17 protein-coding genes are annotated in these 17,188 nt (G+C 69.4%); 6 read left to right on the top strand and 11 right to left on the bottom strand.

Annotated elements, in window-relative coordinates:
• Window positions 1-18: 18 nt before the first annotated feature.
• The 3 genes from AC1DF3_RS11885 to AC1DF3_RS11875 are packed head-to-tail and all read right to left on the bottom strand — an operon-like array spanning window position 19 to window position 2,136.
• The gene (locus AC1DF3_RS11885; protein WP_286519871.1) at window positions 19-243 is read right to left on the bottom strand and encodes a LapA family protein; all 225 of its coding nucleotides are present in this window, start codon (window positions 241-243) and stop codon (window positions 19-21) included.
• A gap of 38 nt (window positions 244-281) precedes the next feature.
• On the bottom strand, window positions 282-692 hold the full coding sequence (locus AC1DF3_RS11880; protein WP_478139726.1) for an SH3 domain-containing protein: 411 nt from the start codon (window positions 690-692) through the stop codon (window positions 282-284).
• Window positions 693-705: 13 nt separating this feature from the next.
• Window positions 706-2,136 (bottom strand): basic amino acid/polyamine antiporter, encoded by a 1,431-nt coding sequence (locus AC1DF3_RS11875; protein WP_286533518.1) that lies wholly within the window; start codon window positions 2,134-2,136, stop codon window positions 706-708.
• A 229-nt stretch (window positions 2,137-2,365) separates the two neighbouring features.
• Here AC1DF3_RS11875 and AC1DF3_RS11870 point away from each other — a divergent pair, with 229 nt between their 5' ends.
• Window positions 2,366-3,097, top strand: a complete 732-nt coding sequence (locus tag AC1DF3_RS11870) for a carbonic anhydrase family protein (RefSeq protein ID WP_286533516.1) — start codon at window positions 2,366-2,368, stop codon at window positions 3,095-3,097.
• A 9-nt stretch (window positions 3,098-3,106) separates the two neighbouring features.
• On the opposite strand, the gene AC1DF3_RS11865 is transcribed toward AC1DF3_RS11870, so the two are convergent.
• Both AC1DF3_RS11865 and ssb read right to left on the bottom strand, forming a co-directional pair.
• Window positions 3,107-4,333 (bottom strand): MFS transporter, encoded by a 1,227-nt coding sequence (locus AC1DF3_RS11865; RefSeq protein ID WP_286533515.1) that lies wholly within the window; start codon window positions 4,331-4,333, stop codon window positions 3,107-3,109.
• A gap of 103 nt (window positions 4,334-4,436) precedes the next feature.
• Window positions 4,437-4,964 (bottom strand): single-stranded DNA-binding protein, encoded by a 528-nt coding sequence (gene ssb, locus AC1DF3_RS11860; protein ID WP_286533514.1) that lies wholly within the window; start codon window positions 4,962-4,964, stop codon window positions 4,437-4,439.
• A gap of 87 nt (window positions 4,965-5,051) precedes the next feature.
• Between ssb and AC1DF3_RS11855 the strand changes: the two genes are divergently transcribed.
• From AC1DF3_RS11855 to atpE, 4 genes are all read left to right on the top strand, one after another.
• Window positions 5,052-6,422 (top strand): chloride channel protein, encoded by a 1,371-nt coding sequence (locus AC1DF3_RS11855; protein ID WP_478139725.1) that lies wholly within the window; start codon window positions 5,052-5,054, stop codon window positions 6,420-6,422.
• Between the two features lie 47 nt (window positions 6,423-6,469).
• Window positions 6,470-9,514 carry an excinuclease ABC subunit UvrA gene (gene uvrA / locus AC1DF3_RS11850; RefSeq protein WP_478139724.1) on the top strand — a complete coding sequence of 1,015 codons (3,045 nt, stop codon included), beginning with the start codon at window positions 6,470-6,472 and terminating at the stop codon, window positions 9,512-9,514.
• A 197-nt stretch (window positions 9,515-9,711) separates the two neighbouring features.
• Window positions 9,712-9,972: a hypothetical protein gene (locus tag AC1DF3_RS11845; RefSeq protein WP_478139723.1), complete on the top strand. Its 261-nt coding sequence runs from the start codon at window positions 9,712-9,714 to the stop codon at window positions 9,970-9,972.
• Window positions 9,969-10,208: a F0F1 ATP synthase subunit C gene (gene atpE, locus AC1DF3_RS11840; protein ID WP_286509773.1), complete on the top strand. Its 240-nt coding sequence runs from the start codon at window positions 9,969-9,971 to the stop codon at window positions 10,206-10,208. Before AC1DF3_RS11845 ends, atpE begins: the two co-directional genes overlap by 4 nt.
• A 14-nt stretch (window positions 10,209-10,222) precedes the next feature.
• Here atpE and AC1DF3_RS11835 read toward each other — a convergent pair whose 3' ends face one another.
• The 5 genes from AC1DF3_RS11835 to AC1DF3_RS11815 form a co-directional block, all read right to left on the bottom strand.
• Window positions 10,223-11,335: an NADH:flavin oxidoreductase/NADH oxidase gene (locus tag AC1DF3_RS11835; RefSeq protein ID WP_478139722.1), complete on the bottom strand. Its 1,113-nt coding sequence runs from the start codon at window positions 11,333-11,335 to the stop codon at window positions 10,223-10,225.
• Complete coding sequence (locus tag AC1DF3_RS11830) at window positions 11,332-12,219, bottom strand: acyl-CoA thioesterase (RefSeq protein WP_286533505.1); 888 nt, start codon at window positions 12,217-12,219, stop codon at window positions 11,332-11,334. The genes AC1DF3_RS11835 and AC1DF3_RS11830 overlap by 4 nt, the downstream gene beginning before the upstream one ends.
• A 79-nt stretch (window positions 12,220-12,298) precedes the next feature.
• Window positions 12,299-13,645 (bottom strand): FAD-dependent oxidoreductase, encoded by a 1,347-nt coding sequence (locus AC1DF3_RS11825; RefSeq protein ID WP_478139721.1) that lies wholly within the window; start codon window positions 13,643-13,645, stop codon window positions 12,299-12,301.
• Window positions 13,642-14,622 (bottom strand): Bug family tripartite tricarboxylate transporter substrate binding protein, encoded by a 981-nt coding sequence (locus AC1DF3_RS11820; RefSeq protein ID WP_478139720.1) that lies wholly within the window; start codon window positions 14,620-14,622, stop codon window positions 13,642-13,644. Before AC1DF3_RS11820 ends, AC1DF3_RS11825 begins: the two co-directional genes overlap by 4 nt.
• A 62-nt stretch (window positions 14,623-14,684) precedes the next feature.
• Complete coding sequence (locus tag AC1DF3_RS11815; protein WP_478139719.1) at window positions 14,685-15,668, bottom strand: Bug family tripartite tricarboxylate transporter substrate binding protein; 984 nt, start codon at window positions 15,666-15,668, stop codon at window positions 14,685-14,687.
• A gap of 102 nt (window positions 15,669-15,770) precedes the next feature.
• On the opposite strand from AC1DF3_RS11815, the gene AC1DF3_RS11810 reads away from it, so the two are divergent.
• A complete protein-coding gene (locus AC1DF3_RS11810; RefSeq protein ID WP_286509763.1) occupies window positions 15,771-16,217 on the top strand; it encodes an acyl-CoA thioesterase in 447 nt (148 codons plus the stop codon).
• A 16-nt stretch (window positions 16,218-16,233) separates the two neighbouring features.
• Here the strand turns inward: AC1DF3_RS11810 and AC1DF3_RS11805 are convergent, their stop codons facing one another.
• Window positions 16,234-17,175, bottom strand: coding sequence for a hypothetical protein (locus AC1DF3_RS11805; RefSeq protein ID WP_478139718.1), 942 nt, complete (start codon window positions 17,173-17,175; stop codon window positions 16,234-16,236).
• Window positions 17,176-17,188 lie beyond the last annotated feature (13 nt).

Here is a 17,188-nt window from a genome sequence, read left to right as displayed (position 1 = left end):
GAAATGAGAGGCGCGGCTTCAGGGCCGGCGCGTGGCGCCGTGCGCCAGCGAGCGCAGCAGGCTGAGCACGAAGCCGCCCGTGAACATGCCCAGCACGTAGATCAGCAGCACCAGCACCGAGATCGGCAGCGTGATGCTCATGGAGAACAGCGAGACGGTCGCCGACTCCAGGTTCTGGAACTTGAACAGCAGGACGATGCCGGCCAGGATCACGATCAGCACGATGTAGACGAAGCGGTGCATGAGGGGTCTCTCCTTGGTGAAATGCGAAGCGGCGTGGTTCATCGAGGCGGCCGCATCGGCGGCGGCGGCGGCGGCCGGAACCCGGGCGAACGCCAGTTCGACCACTGGTTGCGATCGACGTCCCAGGGCCGTCCGCGGTAGTGCCGGTCCCAGTAGGTCGGCACCGAGAAATTGACGATCGGCGCCCGCCGCACCGCATTCGAGAGATAGCGCGAATCGACCCAGCCGCGGTTGCGGCCGGCGGCGACATCGCACCAGCGCCAGCGCGTGGTGCAGCCGAACACCCGCACCGGCGTGCGCGCCGGCAGCCAGCTCACGACCGGGAAAACGCGGTCGGGACCGGCCCGCATGTTGACCGCCTGCAAGGTGGAGGCCGTTTGCGCCAGTGCCGCCAGCGGCATCAGCCAAGACAATGCGGCGAGCCATCGGGTCGAGACGGGGATCGGCATGGTCACCCTCACACTACACCGTGATCGAACCGGACACCAGCGCCCACAGCGCCGCCAGCGCAGCGAGCACCAACACGCCGAAGACGAGCGTCTCGGGCCCGGTGAAGATCCGCTCCTTCTGCTCGCGCCGGGCGAGGAAGTACAGGATGGTGCCCGGCGCGTAGAGGATCGCCGAGAGCAGCAGGAACTTCAGGCCGCCCGCATACAGCATGCCCGCGGCGTAGAGCGTCGCGATGGCGCCGCGCACCCAGTCGCCCGTGCGCCTGCGGCTGTCCTGCTCGTAGGTCTTGCCGGTCCATGCGAGCTTGAGCCCGTAGGCGGCGACCAGCAGATAGGGGATGAGCGTCATCGAGCTCGTCATCTTCAGCGCCATCGTGAAGGCGTACTCGGCGAACCAGGTCACGAGCAGGAAGAGCTGGATCACGATGTTGGTCAGCCACAGCGCGGCGGACGGCACCTTGTTGGCGTTCTCGCGGGCGAGAAAGCTCGGCATGGTCTGGTTCTTGGCCGCCGAATGCAGCACCTCGGCCGCCAGCAGCGACCACGACAGGTAGTTGCCGAGGATCGAGATCAACAGCCCGACGCTGATGAAGACCAGGCCCCACGGGCCGACGATCGAGGCGAACACGCCAGCCATCGCGGGTGTCGGCAGGGCCTGCAGGTCGGGCCGCAGCAGCACGCCGTACGAGAACATCGTGACCAGGATCAGCAGGCACAGCACGCCCAGGAATCCGAGCACGGTGGCGGCGCCGACGTCCTCGCGCTTCTTGGCGTGGCGCGAATAGACGCTGGCGCCCTCGATGCCCACGAAAACGAACACCGTCACCAGCATGGTGTTGCGGACCTGGCCTGCGACGCTCGACAGGCTGCGCTCCTCGCCGCCCCAGAAATTCCAGGCAAAGATGTCGGCCTTGAAGCCGACGGCGGCGACCACCAGGAAGACCGCGATCGGCACGATCTTGGCCACGGTCGCGATGGTGTTGAGCGCCGCCGCCTCCTTGACTCCGCGCAGCACCAGCACATGCACGCCCCACAAGATCACGGAAGCCGAGACGATCGCGACCGCGGTCGAGCCGTCGCCGAAGACCGGGAAGAACTGGCCCAGCGTGGCCTTGATCAGCACCAGGCAGGCGACGTCGGCCAGGCAGCAGCCGATCCAGTAGCCCACCGCGGACGCGAAGCCGAGGTAGTTGCCGAAGCCGGCCTTGGCATAGGCATAGATGCCGGTGTCGAGGTCGGGCCGTCGCATCGACAGGGTCTGGAAGACCAGCGCGAGCATCAGCATGCCGGTGCCGGCGATGGCCCATGCGATCAGTGCGCCGAGGCCGCCGGTCGAACGGCCGAAGGCCGAAGGCAGCGCGAAGATGCCCGAACCGATCATGGACCCGACGACGAGCGCGATCAGGGCGCCACGCGAAAGCTTCTGGTCTTGCGAAGTGCTCATGCAGGGTCAACAGGGCGGAACCGAAGTGCCCGTCCAACCTCCAGATTTTGTTGTTCTCATGGGTTCCCACGATGTGTCGTGCGCGTCGGCCGAGTCCATGGAACACATCCGGCGGCGAGCATCGATGGCTCGCCAACCTTTGTCAAGCGCGTCTTCTAGCGCCGCGCGCCGGCTGGATTTTCGGCATCGATCGCCGCATCATCGGCCGGACAACCACAGAGGAGCGCCCATGACATCGATCCAGGATTGCTGCGGCCGGCGGAGCTGGCTGAAGGCCGGCGCCGGCACCGGCGCCGCCGTGCTGATGGCCGGCATCGGCCTGCGCACCGAGGACGCCCAGGCCGCCTCGCTGAGCCAGGCCCAGCGCGACGCGCTGACCCCCGACCAGATCATCGAGATGATGAAGCGGGGCAACCAGCGCTTCCGATCCGGCAAGACGACGCAGCACGACTACCTGGCGCAGAAGCGGTCCAGCGCATCGGGCCAGTTCCCGGCGGCGGTGATCCTGAGCTGCATCGACTCGCGCGCGCCGGCCGAGATCATCCTCGACATGGGGATCGGCGACACCTTCAACGCCCGCATCGCCGGCAACATCGCCAACAAGGACCTGATGGGCAGCCTGGAGTTCGCCTGCGCGGCCGCCGGCGCCAAGGTCGTGCTCGTGATGGGCCACACCGCCTGCGGCGCGATCAAGGGTGCCATCGACAACGTGCAGCTCGGCAACCTGACCGGCCTGCTCGACACCATCAAGCCGGCCGTGGCGGCAACGACCTACGCGGGCGAGCGAACCAGCAAGAACGCGGCCTTCGTCGACGCAGTGGCGCGAACCAACGTGCAGCAGACCATCGACACGCTGCGCAGCGGCAGCCCGACCCTCTCGGACCTCGAGAAGAAAGGGCAGATCAAGATCGTCGGGTCGATGTACGACCTGTCGAACGGTGCCGTGACTTTCCTGGGCTAGGGCAAGGCTTCAGCGCCGCCCGCCGGCCAGCCGAAGCGCCTGCGGCCGCTGCCGCAGCCGGTACATCGCCACGCAGCCGAGCAGCGGCCCGACGGCCAGCATGCTGAAGGCGCCGGGCCAGCCGGCCAGGGCCACCACGTCGGGCACCAGGTGGATGCTGACCAGCGTCAGCAGGAAGCCGGTACAGGTCTGGATGGTCAGCAGGGTGCCGACCGAGGCCGGGTCGCCGAGTTCGGCGATGCTGGCCGAGAACTGGGCCGAGTCGGCGATCACGGTCACGCCCCACAGCAGCGCCACCGGAACCACGATCCAGGGCGAGGCCCCCAGCAGCCATCCGATCAGCAGCGCGCAGCTGGCGCTGGCGGCCATGGCGCCGATGGTGACCGCGGTCCGGCCGATGCGGTCGGCCAACAGGCCTCCGCCCCAGGCGCCCAGCATGCCCGACGCCACCGCGGCAAAGGTCCAGAGGCTGGCTTGGTGGGCGGCATCGGGCCGGCCGCTGAGCGCGAAGCTGGCCTGCAGGAACACGGCCAGCCAGGCCCACATCGCATACAGCTCCCACATGTGGCCCAGGTAGCCCAGGTTGGCCAGCCGGACCGCCGGGTCGCGCCAGGCCTGCATGAACTTCGTCGGGTCGAGCCGGGCGGCGCGGGCCATTTGCGGGCCGATCCCGCAGGCCAGCACGGCGACGCCCGCGAGCGCGGCGCAGGCCGCGGCGACGCCGTAGACCAGGCGCCAGTCCAGCCCGCCGCTGGCCGCCAGCAGGTGCGGGCTGGCCGAGCCCAGCGTCAGGGCTCCGACCAGAAGGCCGATCAGCAAGCCGAGGTCGCCCTGGGCCCAGGTCGCCGCCAGCCGCATGCCGACCGGATACACGCCGGCCATGCAGACGCCGGTGAGAAAGCGCAAGGCATACACAAGCGGGCCGGTCGGCGGCAGGAACACCAGCCAGGCGGTGGCGGCGGCCGCGACCAGCGCCGAGGCCATGAACAGGCGCCTCGGATCGAAGCGGTCGGCCAGCGAGAGCACGGCGCTGAAGATGGTGCCGGCGACGAAGCCGACCTGCAGCGCGCTGGTCAGCAGCGCCGCCGCCTGGGCGCTCACCGCCTGGGTCTGCTTGACGGTCGCGACCACCGAGGCGGAGGAGAACCAGACGGTCATGGCGCCGACCTGGCACAGCAGGAGGATGGCCAGCGAGCGGACCTTGGCGCGGGACGGCGGCGATGGGGGGATCGACATGGCTCCGGCTCCTGGCGGGGGGCGTCAGATCATCGCCGAAATGCGAAGGGCCGGTTCTGGTGGAGAACCGGCCCTTGGGTCTGCGGATCGACGGAGGTCGAGATCAGAACGGGATGTCGTCGTCCATGTCGTCGAAGCCCGACGACGACTTGGCCGGCGCCTGGCGCGCTGCCGGTGCCGCCGCAGGCGCGCGAGGCGCCGCTGCCGGCGGGCGCGAGTAGCCGCCACCGCCACCGCCGCCGCCCTGCGAGTACCCGCCGTCGTCGTCACCGCCACCCGACGGACCGCCCTGGCCCTGGCGGCTGCCCAGCATCTGCATCTGGTCGACGCGGATGTCGGTGGCGTACTTCTCGACGCCGTCCTTGTCGTTGTACTTGCGCGTGCGGATCTGGCCTTCGACGTAGATCTGCGAGCCCTTGCGCAGGTACTGCGCGGCGATCTCGGCCAGCCGGCCGTTGAACACGAGGCGGTGCCACTCGGTAGCCTCGCGCATTTCGCCGCTCTGCTTGTCTTTCCACTTGTCGGTGGTGGCGAGGGTCACGTTGCAGACCTGGTCGCCGCTGGGAAAGGTGCGGGTTTCGGGATCGCGTCCCAGATTGCCGACGAGGATGACTTTATTGACCGATGCCATATGCACTGCCCCTGATGAAGTGGTGAAGGAGAAGGAAAACCCAGGATTGTGCCGCATGCCGCCTGAGACAATCGCTCCACTTTCCCAATGAATCGCGAACCCGACTTCCTCGAGAACCTGCGCGCCGAGTTGTCCGGCGGCCGTCAGTGGCTGGACCGCGCCATCGTGCTGGGCTATGCAGTGGCCGCCGGCCTGTTCGTGGTCGGGTTCACGATCGCCAGCGACCGGGCTTTCGCGCTGTTCCGCGGCTTGTACGGCAGCCATCCCTGGGCGGTGCTGTTGTGGACGCCCGCCGCCACCGCGGCGATCGTCTGGGCCACGCGCCGCTGGGCCCCGGCCGCCAGCGGCTCGGGCATTCCGCAGGTCAAGGCCGCGCTGCACCCGGCGCTGCCGCACGGGTTGCGCAGCCGTTTCGTGTCGCTGCGCCTGACGCTGGCCAAGATCGGCCTGGCGGTCGCCGGCTTCGGCGCCGGGCTGTCGATCGGTCGCGAAGGGCCGGCGGTGCAGGTCGCGGCCGGCCTGCTGCAGCATTCGCGGCGCTGGCTGTCGCCGGGCACCACGATCAACCGGCGCTCGCTGATCCTGGCCGGCGGCGCGGCCGGAATCGCCGCCGCCTTCAACGCGCCCCTGGCCGGCGTGGTGTTCGCGATCGAGGAGCTGTCGGGCCGGATCGAGGCCAAGGCCAGCGGCCTCATCATCACGGCCATCGTGCTGGCCGGCCTGGTGGCGGTCTCGGTGTTCGGCAATTTCAGCTACTTCGGCGTCATCAAGGTGCCCCGCCTGGGCATCGACGTCCTCGGCCCGGGCCTGGGGGTGGCACTGGTCGCGGGCGTGGCAGGCGGTCTGTTTTCCAAGCTGATGGCCAGTTCGTTGACCGCTGCGCCGGAGCGGCTGAACCGCTGGCGCCAGCGCTGGCCGGTGCGATTCGCGGCCGGGCTCGGGCTGGCGGTGGCCGTGATCGGCCTGGCCTCGGGCGGCGCGACCTTCGGCTCGGGCTCCGAGACCGTCAAGGAGCTGCTGGCCGGCCAGGGCGATTTCACGCCGCTGCAGACCCTGCTCAAGTTCATCGCCACCTGGCTCACCGCCTGGTGCGGCGTGCCGGGCGGCATCTTCGCGCCCTCGCTGACCATCGGTGCCGGCATCGGCGAGGGCCTGTCGCAGCTGGCCGGCCCGGCGCTGCGGCCGGCCCTGATCGCGATGGGCATGGCCGGCTTCCTGGCCGCCGTGACCCAGGCGCCGCTGACCGCCTTCATCATCGTGATGGAGATGGTCGACGGCCATTCGATGGTGCTGAGCCTGATGGCCTGCGCGATGGGCGCCAGCCTGGTGGCGCGGATGATCACCCGGCCGCTCTACGAGGTGCTGGCCGACTTCATGGTGACCCAGGCGATCGGGGCACCCCTGCCGCCGCGGCAGGATGAGCCCGCGGAATCGGAAGATTCCCCGCCCGTGCCCTGAAAGCTCCGGGGACTTATCATGTCCGGTTGCCCAAAATCGACCGCCCCGTGAATCTCCCCCCCGAAGACGCCTACCTCGGCGCCGTGCTGGCGCAGCAGCGCATCAGCATCCGCGGCGCGCGCACGCACAACCTCAAGAACGTCGACCTCGACATTCCGCGCAACAAGCTGGTGGTGATCACCGGCCTGTCGGGCTCGGGCAAGTCGAGCCTGGCCTTCGACACGCTCTACGCCGAGGGCCAGCGCCGCTACGTCGAGAGCCTGTCGGCCTATGCGCGGCAGTTCCTGCAGCTGATGGACAAGCCGGACGTCGACATGATCGAGGGCCTGTCGCCGGCGATCAGCATCGAGCAGAAGGCGACCAGCCACAACCCGCGCTCGACCGTCGGCACGGTGACCGAGATCCACGACTACCTGCGCCTCCTGTACGCCCGCGCCGGCACGCCCTACTGCCCCGAACACCACCTGCCGCTGCAGGCGCAGACCGTGTCGCAGATGGTCGATGCCGTGATCGCGCTGCCCGACGAGCCGCGGCTGATGATCCTGGCGCCGGTGGCGCGCGAGAAGAAGGGCGAGTTCCTGGAACTGTTCGCCGAGATGCAGGCCCAGGGCTACATCCGCTTCCGGGTCGACGGCCAGACCTACGAATACAACGACCTTCCAAAGCTCAAGAAGACCGAGAAGCACGACATCGACGTGGTCATCGACCGCCTGCGCGCCCGCCCCGACATGCAGCAGCGGCTGGCCGAGAGCTTCGAGGCCGCGCTGCGGCTGGCCGACGGCCGCGCGATCGCGCTCGAGATGGCAACGCCGGCGGCCGAGGGCAGCACGCCCGCCGCGCCACGCGAGCACCTGTTCAACGCCAAGTTCGCCTGCCCGATCTGCCACTACTCGCTGGCCGAACTGGAGCCGCGGCTGTTCTCGTTCAACTCGCCGGTGGGCGCCTGCCCGAGCTGCGATGGCCTGGGACATCGCGAGTTCTTCGACCCGGCGCGGGTCGTCGCCTTCCCGTCGCTGAGCCTCGCGAGCGGCGCGATCAAGGGCTGGGACCGGCGCAACGGCTACTACTTCAGCATGCTGGAGAGCGTGGCCAAGCACTACAAGTTCGACATCGACAAGCCCTTCGAGGAGCTGCCGGCCTCGGTCCAGCAGGCCGTGCTGCACGGCTCGGCGCAGGAAGAGATCAAGTTCAGCTACGTGATGGACAGCGGCCAGCAGGCCGGCAAGAAGCTGGTGCGCAAGCACCCCTTCGAAGGCATCATCCCGAACATGGCGCGGCGCTACCGCGAGACCGATTCGACGATGGTGCGGGAAGACCTCTCGCGCTTTCGCAACATGCAGCCCTGCCCCGACTGCGAAGGCAGCCGCCTGCGGCCCGAGGCGCGCAACGTGTTCCTGGTCGACGAGTCCGGGCCCGAGCCCAAGCGCATGGCGATCTACGAGATCAGCCGCGCCACGCTGCGCGACAGCCTCGCCTACTTCCAGCAGCTGCAGCTGCGCGGCGCCAAGGCCGAGATCGCCGACAAGGTGGTGCGCGAGGTCGGGCTCAGGCTCAAGTTCCTGAACGACGTCGGGCTCAACTACCTGAGCCTGGACCGCAGCGCCGAGACGCTGTCGGGCGGTGAAGCCCAACGGATCCGGCTGGCCTCTCAGATCGGCTCCGGCCTGACGGGCGTGATGTATGTGCTCGACGAGCCCAGCATCGGCCTGCACCAGCGCGACAACGACCGGCTGATCGGCACCCTGCGCCATCTGCGCGACATCGGCAACAGCGTGATCGTGGTCGAGCACGACGAGGACATGATCCATGCCGCCGACCACGTGATCGACATGGGGCCGGGCGCCGGCATCCATGGCGGTCGGGTGATGGCGCAGGGCACTTACGCCGAGGTCGCAGCCAGCGCCGATTCGCTGACCGGCCAGTACCTCTCGGGCGCGAAGAAGATCGAGGTGCCCGCGCGCCGTACGCCGTGGCTGCCGGTGGTGGCGACACGGGCCTTCCACGAAGGCAAGAAGCCCCCGCGCTTTCCGCCCAGCCCCGCCGCCGAGCGCCGCGCGGCGCGCGAAGCGGCGCACCTGGCCTCGCAGACCGACCTGCAGGAGATCCGCGTCATCGGCGCCAGCGGCAACAACCTCCAGGACGTCAGCGTCGCCTTCCCGGTCGGCCTGCTGACCTGCGTGACCGGCGTCTCGGGCTCAGGCAAGTCGACGCTGGTCAACGACACGCTCTACAGCGCGGTCGCCCGCACGCTGTACCGCGCGCATGAAGAGCCGGCCGCGCACGAGGCGATCGAGGGCATCGAATACTTCGACAAGGTGATCAACGTCGACCAGTCGCCGATCGGCCGCACGCCGCGCAGCAACCCGGCGACCTACACCGGTCTCTTCACGCCGATCCGCGAGCTGATGGCCGAGACCAACACCGCGCGCGAGCGCGGCTACGGGCCGGGCCGCTTCAGCTTCAACGTCGCAGGCGGCCGCTGCGAGGCCTGCCAGGGCGACGGCGTGGTCAAGGTCGAGATGCACTTCCTGCCCGACGTCTACGTGCCCTGCGAGGTCTGCCACGGCCAGCGCTACAACCGCGAGACGCTGGAGGTGCTCTACAAGGGCCGCAACATCGCGCAGATCCTCGACATGACGGTGGAGACCGCGCACGACTTCCTGAAGGCGGTGCCGACCATCGAGCGCAAACTGCGCACCCTGCTCGACGTCGGCCTCAGCTACATCAAGCTCGGCCAGTCGGCGACCACCTTGTCGGGCGGCGAAGCGCAGCGCGTCAAGCTGGCGCTCGAGCTCAGCAAGCGCGACACCGGCCGCACGCTCTACATCCTCGACGAGCCGACCACCGGGCTGCACTTCGCCGACATCGAGCTGCTGCTGAAGGTGCTGCACCAGCTGCGCGATGCCGGCAACACGATCGTGGTGATCGAGCACAACCTCGACGTCATCAAGACCGCCGACTGGGTGATCGACATGGGCCCCGAAGGAGGTGCCGGCGGCGGCACCGTGGTGGGCGTCGGCACGCCTGAAGACATCGCCGCCAACGAGGCCAGCCACACCGGGCGCTACCTGAAGCGCCTGCTGGGCAGCTAGCTCATTGCGCCAGCTCGGGAAAATCTTCCATGCAGCGGGCGTAGTGGTGCGATGCCGCCTCGCGGCGCTGGCGTCGGCGTCGCTCGCGACTGAGGATCCTGGAGACCGACCCACCCGTGAACAGGGCGCAAGAGACATCGAATAGAACGAGCAGCAAGGGCGTCTGACTGCCAGCCAACCCGAAGAACTGAGGGAACATGGTGAAGCAAAAAAGGTTTGACGACGCCGGAATCCGAGCGCAGCTCCTTATTGGGACAGGCGCGGCGCCCCGTCACCATGAGATGAATCCGAAAGCGCTGCTGCAGCAATCAGTGCGGGAACTGACCATCGGCCGCGCCATGACCTGCGAGGTCATCGACGCCGCGCAGGGCCTCGGCGACATTGGATGCGAGCCGGGGCCAGGGTGGCACCGGCAGCCACCAGGCCGAACCTTCCAGGCCAACGAAAGCGCATCATGACCGGCTTCGACATCCTCCCCCTCGCAGTGGCCCTCCTCATCGGCATCGCCGCCGTGGGTTCGTGCATCGGCATCGGCATCGTGGGTGCGAAGCTGCTGGAAGGCACGGCACGGCAGCCCGAGCTCAAGGACACGCTGCAGACGCTGTTCTTCCTGATCGCCGGCGTCACCGACGGCGCCTTCATCATCGCCACCGGCATCGGCCTGTGGTTCGCGACCGCCAACCCGTTCAGGTAGCGGCCACTGCGCAGTCAGCGCTGGCCGATGCGGGCGTCCCCGAACAGGGCCTTCAGCTCGCGCGGCTGCGAGCGCCAGTACTGCGGCGGCGCCTCGACCTGGCCCCCGAGCTCGGCGGCGGCGCGCCAGGGCCAGTGCGGCTCGAACAGGATGGCACGGGCCAGCGCCACCAGGTCGGACTGCCCGGCCGCGACGATGGCTTCGGCCTGCTGCGGCTCGGTGACCAGTCCGACCGCGATGACCGGCATGTCGACCGCGGCGCGGATGCGCTCGGCCAGCGGCACCTGGTAGCCAGGGCCGACCGGAATCTTCTGCTGCGGCGAGACGCCGCCCGACGACACGTGGATGAAGCTGCAGCCGCGCTGCGCGAGCCCCTGGGCGAAGGCGATGCTCTGGTCGACGTCCCACCCGCCCTCGACCCAGTCGGTGGCCGAGATCCGGACCCCGACAGGCATGCGCTGCGGCACGGCGGCACGCACGGCCTCGAAGACCTCCAGCGGGAAGCGCATGCGCCGCTCGAGGGAGCCGCCGAATTCGTCCTCGCGGCGATTCGCGATCGGGGACAGGAACTGGTGCAGCAGGTAGCCGTGCGCCGCGTGCAGCTCGATGGCATCGAGCCCGAGCGCGTCGGCGCGCTGCGCCGCCCGCACGAAGGCCGCCTTGACGCGCGCCAGGCCGTCGGCATCGAGCGCCGTGGGCGGGGGCTCGCCGGGCGCGTGCGGCAGGGCCGACGGCGCGACCGTCTGCCAGGCGCCTTCCGCCGGCGCCAGGCACTGGCCGCCTGCCCATGGCACATGGCTGGATGCCTTGCGCCCGGCATGACCGAGCTGGATCGCGACCGGGATCCGCGAATGGCGCCGGATCGCCGCCAGCACCCGCGCCAGCGCCGCCTGGTTGTCGTCGGTGTAGAGGCCGAGGTCGCCGAGCGTGATGCGCCCCAGCGCCTCGACCGCGGTCGCCTCGATGATCAGCAGCCCGGCGCCCGACAGCGCGAGCTGCCCGAGATGGATCAGGTGCCAGTCGGCCGCGTTGCCGTCCTCGGCCGAGTACTGGCACATCGGCGCGATCACGATGCGGTTGCGCAGCGCCAGCGGGCCGAGCGAGAAAGGCGAGAAGAGAAGACTCATGCGCTTTCGGGGCGCCGCACCCGCAGCATCCCCTCCTGGGCGGTGGAAGCGACCAGCCGGCCGTCGCGCGCGAAGATGCTGCCGCGGCACAAGCCGCGGGCACCGCTCGCGCTCGGCGAATCGAGGCTGTACAGCAGCCAGTCGTCGAGCCGGAAATCGCGATGGAACCACATCGCGTGGTCGAGGCTCGCGGGCCGCACCTGGCCGCTCATGAAGCTGAGCCCGTGCGGCCGCATGGCCGCGCCCAGCAGGCCATGGTCCGAGGCATAGGCCAGCAGCGCACGGTGCACGTTGGGGTCGTCGGGCAGCGGCGCGATGGCGCGCATCCAGAGCGCGCTCTCGGAAGGCCGCACCGCGGGCGCGAGCAGGTCGTCGGGGTCGACCCGGCGGTATTCGAGCCCGTGCGGCACGAGGCCCTTGTCGCGCCAGCGCGCGGGCAGGCGCTCGCCCATCGCGATGCGCTGCTCGAGTTCGCTCGCCAGGCCCTCCGGGCCGGCCGCGGCGGGCATCGGCAGCTGGTGCTCGACGCCGTCGTCGACGGTCTGGAACGAGGCCGACATCTCGAAGATGATGCGCTCGCCCTGGCGCGCCACCACGTGGCGGGTGGTGAAGCTGCGGCCATCGCGCACGCGGTCGACCGAATATTCGATCGGCGCATGCTCGCCGGGCAGCAGGAAATAGGCGTGCATCGAGTGGGCCGGCCGGTCGGCCTCGACCGTGCGGCTGGCGGCCATCAGTGCCTGGCCGAGCACCTGGCCGCCGAAGACGGCGGGGGTGCCGATGTCCTCGCTCTGGGCCAGGAAGCGGTCGGCGCCCAGGGTTTCGAGGCGCATGAGATCGACCAGGTCGGCGACGACGCGGGCGGCGGTGGAAGGATCAATCATCGGGGAGGCGGGAAAACGGGAGCCTGCCACGATAGCAAAGACCCGGCCGCCGCGCTGTCCCGCGCCTGTCAGCCGATGTTCAGCGATCCAGGTCGGCGCCGTCGGCCGCGAGCTTGCGCTGCAGCGCCGGCACCTCGACCTCGGCGAAGCGCCCGGCGCCCAGGGCCGCCGCGGCAGTGCCCGCGGCCTGCCCCATCACGAAGCAGCCGCCGCTGGCGCGCGCCGCCGACTGGCCCTCGTGGGTCATCGAGGCGCAGCGGCCGGCCACCAGCAGGTTGTCGACCCCGCGCGGCACCAGCATGCGCCAGGGCAGCTGGTTGAAGGTGCGCCGCTCGTCGCGCGGAAAGGCCCACTCGATCCGGCCCGCCGCGTGCATTTCCATCGGCCAGGCATTGATGCCGATGCTGTCGTCGAAGCGCGCCGACGACAGGATGTCTTCGCCGCTCAGCGCGTACAGCCCCTCGATGCGCCGGGTCTCGCGGATCCCGACCTGGGGCGCGATCTCGACGATGGCCGACTGCTCGAAGCCCGGCACCTCGGCTTTCAGGAACCTGAAGAACTCGCCGATCTGGCGCCGGCCCTCGACCTCGCCGTCGCTCAGCTGGCGGGCATCGACGCCGTTCATCGCGCCGCCTTCGGCATTGCGGATCTGCGTCACGTTGGCGCGCCATTCGCGCGGGTCGATCTGCGGACGCAGGATCGCGCCCTCGCGCGGAAACCGGTAGGCCTCCGGGTCGCGTTCGCGCACCTGCGCCATCAGGTCGTTGATGGCCTTGAACTCGCCCACTGCGGCCAGTGCGCGCGCCGCCTCGACATGGCCGACCCGGAACATGGTCGAGGGGAACAGGCCGCTGCCGTGGCCATCGCCGACCGCGAAGGGAACGCCGGCGAAGGCCGCGACATCGGCGTCGCCGCTGCCGTCGACGAAGGCATTGGCGCGGATCGCCTGGCGCCCCGACTTGGTCTCGACCACCAGCGCCGCGATGCGCGCGCCGTCCATCACCACCGCGGCAGCCAGCGCGTGGAACAGCAGTTCCACCCCGGCGTCCAGCAGCAGCCGGTCGGCCGCGCACTTGTAGACCGAGGTGTCGTAGGAGCGCACCCGGATGCGGCCCTGCATGCCGTCCTGCGGCTTGTTGAGGCCGCCCAGGGCGTCGATGCGCGCCAGCAGCTCGTCGGCCACGCCGTGCACCAGCTGGGTCATCTCGCCGTCGCGCCGGCCGTAGAGGCCGGCGAAGTTGGTGACACCGCCGGCGGTGCCCATGCCGCCGAGGAAGCCGTAGCGCTCGACCAGCAAGGTGCGGGCGCCGTGGCGCGCCGCGCTCACCGCGGCCGCGATGCCGGCCGGCCCGCCGCCGACCACGACGACGTCGTACTCGCCGTAGACCGGCAGCGTGCGTTGCGGTTCGACGACTGTCTGGCTCACTGGAGCTTGATGCCGTTGGTGGAAATGATCTTGGTCATGATCGCGGCCTCTTCCTTCACCCGCGCGCGCATGCCGTCGGGCGAGGTGCCGACCGCCTGCCAGCCCTGCTCGAACAGCTTCTGGCGCACGTCGGGCGACTTCATGATGATCGCCAGTTCCTTCGTGATGCGGTCCTGCGCCGTCTTCGACAGGTTGGCCGGGCCGACCAGCGCGGTCCAGACTTCGAGGTTGAAGTCGCGCACGCCCGCGTCCGCCAGCGCCGGCACGTCGGGCGCCAGCGTGCTGCGTCCGCTGGTGAGGCCGACCGCCTTGACCTTGCCGGCCTTGATCTGCGGCAGCGCCACCCCGGGCGGGATCAGCGCCATCTGGATCTGGTTGCCGATCAGGTCGGTCATGACCTGCGGGTTGCCCTGGTAGGGCACGTGCTCGGCCTTCAGGCCCGGCACCTTGCTCTTGAGCAGCTCCATGCCGAGGTGGCCGACCGAGCCGACGCCGACCGAGCCGTAGCTCCACTTGTCGCCGCCCTTGCGCGCGGCGTCGAAGAAGGCGGCGCCGGTCGGCAGGCTCGCCTGGCCCACCAGCACCAGCGGCGCGGTGGCGATCAGCGACAGGTAGGTGAAGTCCTTGCCCGGGTCGTAGGGCAGCTTCGGATACAGCATCTTCGACGAGGTCAGGTTGCCGTTGATGACGATGCCCAGCGTGTGGTCGTCGCTTGCCTTGGCCACCTGGTCGGCCGCGATGTTGCCCGAGGCGCCCGGCTTGTTGTCGACCACCACCGGTTGGCCGAGCGCCTTGGACAGCGGCTCGGCGATGGCGCGGGCCGCGATGTCGGGCGTCGAGCCGCCAGGGAAGCCGACGATCAGCCGGATCGGCTTGGTGGGCCAGGCAGCGCTCTGCGCCGAGGCGGCGAACGGCAGGGCAGCGGTGGCGATGCCGCAGGCGGCAGCGATCAGGAGGGCTCTCTTGGAGGGATGCATGGGGGAAGGAGGAATGAGGAACGAACGAGAACCCAAGGATAGCCCTGTCTTGTAACGAGACGTCATTCGAGGCTGATGTTCCCGCGCCGCACGAGCTCGCCGTAGATCTTCGACTTGACTTCGGCGTTGCGTTCGATCTCCTCGGGCGACCAGGCCAGCGGCTCGAAGGCGAAGGTATCGAAGCGGGCCCGGATCTCGGGGTCGGCGATGACCTTGGCGACATCGGCGTTGATCCGGGCCCGGATCGCCGCCGGCACGCCCTTGGGCGTCAGCAGCGAGACGAAGGAGTTCACCTCCAGCCCGGCCGGGCCGCCGGATTCGGCCATGGTCGGCACGTCGGGCATCTGCGGGATGCGCTTGGGCGCCGCGATCGCGATGTAGCGCAGCTTGCCGGCCTTGTAGATGCCCTGGCTCGACGGCAGGCTGGCGAAGCTCCACGCCACCTCGCCCGAACCCACGTTGGCGAACAGTTGCGAGACCTCGCGGTAGGGCACGTGCTGCATGTGGGTGCCGGTCAGCGACTCGAGCTGCTGGCCGCCCAGGTGGCCTGGGCTGCCGACACCCCACGAGCCGTAGCTGATCTGGCCCGGTTGCGCCTTGGCGGCGGCGACCAGGTCGCCCATGGTCTTCCACTTCGAATCGGTCGGCACCGCGACAAAGAAGGGCGTGCGGAACAGCGAGGCCACCGGATCGAAGTGTTGCAAGGTCACGAAGTTGCGCGACTTGTACAGGTGCGGCAGGGCGGCGATGTGCTCGCTGTCGAGCTGCAGCAGCGTGTAGCCGTCGGGTGCGGCGCGCCGGGCCTGCTCGATCGCGATGAAGCCGCCGCCGCCGGGCTTGTTGTCGACCAGCACGCGCTGGTTCCAGAGCCGGCCGAGCTTGTCGGAGATCAGCCGCAGCACCGCATCGGGCCCGCTGCCGGCGGCGAAGGGCGTGACGATGGTCACCGGCTTGCTCGGGAAGTCCGTGGCCGGCGCCTGGGCCGCCACCGTGGTGGACAACAGGGCCGCGGCGCCGGCGGCGATCAACGACAGGAGGGATTTCATTTTTTGTCTCGCGATTGTTAAGACAGGCCGGCGCATTTGTATCAGGTCGCCGTGGCGCTCGCATAATCGGCGTCCTCGATCCACTCCACGCCCAGGCCATCCATGTCGTCCATCACCCTGCGCTTCCTGGCCGAACCCAGCACCGTCAACTTCGGCGGCAAGGTCCACGGCGGCACCGTCATGAAATGGATCGACGAGGCCGGCTACGCCTGCGCGACCAGCTGGTCCAAGCGCTACTGCGTGACGGTCTTCATCGGCAGCATCCGCTTCCATCGCCCGATCATGATCGGCGACCTGGTCGAGGTCGAGGCCCGCCTTGCCTACACCGGCAACAGCAGCATGAACATCTCGGTCGAGGTGCGCAGCGGCGACATGAAGGGCGGCGAGATGCACAAGACCACCGAATGTCTGGTGGTCTTCGTCTCGGTCGACTCCCACGGCCGCACCCTGCCGGTCGACAGCTTCACGCCCGGCACGCCGGGAGAGATGGCGCTGGCCGAGCGGGCCCGCTTGCACCTGGAGGCTACCCGGGCGGCGACCGGGGCCTAGGCCGATCGACGTCGCATCAAAAACTCACCGCCAGCCCCAGCGAGAACCCCGACACGTTGTTGCCGAACACATAGCGCACCACGGCCCGGATCCGGGTGATGAAGATGTCGTGGGCGCTGGTGTCCAGTTCGAGCCCGGTGCCCAGCGTGGTCAGGCGGTCGAAGCCCAGCACGTCGGCCTGGCTGCCCAGGTAGCGCGAATGGGAGAACTCCAGCACGTAGCGCAGCGGCCGGTCGAAGGCCTGCAGCCCGGTCGGGGCGCGCCAGCGGGCCCACAGGTTGGCGGTGCGTGCCGAGGCGCTGCCCTCCACCGCGGCGCTGCTGCTGCCGTAGGACTTGAGCTCGATGTCCGAATAGCGCAGCTCGACATCGACTTCGTAGTCCTGGCGGTAGTGCTCCCAGTCGAGCATGACGGCGCCGCCGAGCCCATAGGCGTTGAGCGAGCCGCCGTCGAGGAAGTCGAGCTGGCGGTCGGTGACGTTCCGGAGATAGGCCCTGGCGATCTGCAGGTCGCTCGCCACCTTGCCGAGCGAGAAATTGAAGATCGGACGGAAGGCGAGCTCCGCTGCAATGGGAAAGTCCCAGCCGATGCCGGCGGTACCGCTGAACGAATTCCAGCGCGTCGGCAGCTGGCGCGCGTCGACACCGTTGCTGGCGACGAAGACCGGGTCGTAGCGGCTGTAGGCGATCGCGCCCTCGAGGTACAGCGGCAGGCTCTTGCTCACCGTGAATCCGCCGCCCAGCTGCGACATCACGATGCCGGGGTTGCCGCTGGTCGGGTTGGTGATCGACAGGCTGCTCGAGGTCAGGTCCGGCACCGCCTGGTAGGCCATCAGCGCCAGCACCCCGTTGGCATGCTCCTGGATGCGCGAGCCGACGATGTCCAGCCCCTGCGCACAGGCGGTCGCGGGACCCAATGCGCCAGCCATCAGCAGCGCGAACGCCTCGTGCGGTTTCATCGGTCTCGATGGT

The sequence above is a fragment of the Variovorax sp. 10N432 genome (genome assembly GCF_056394465.1).
This window is presented reverse-complemented; position numbering and strand designations above follow the sequence as displayed.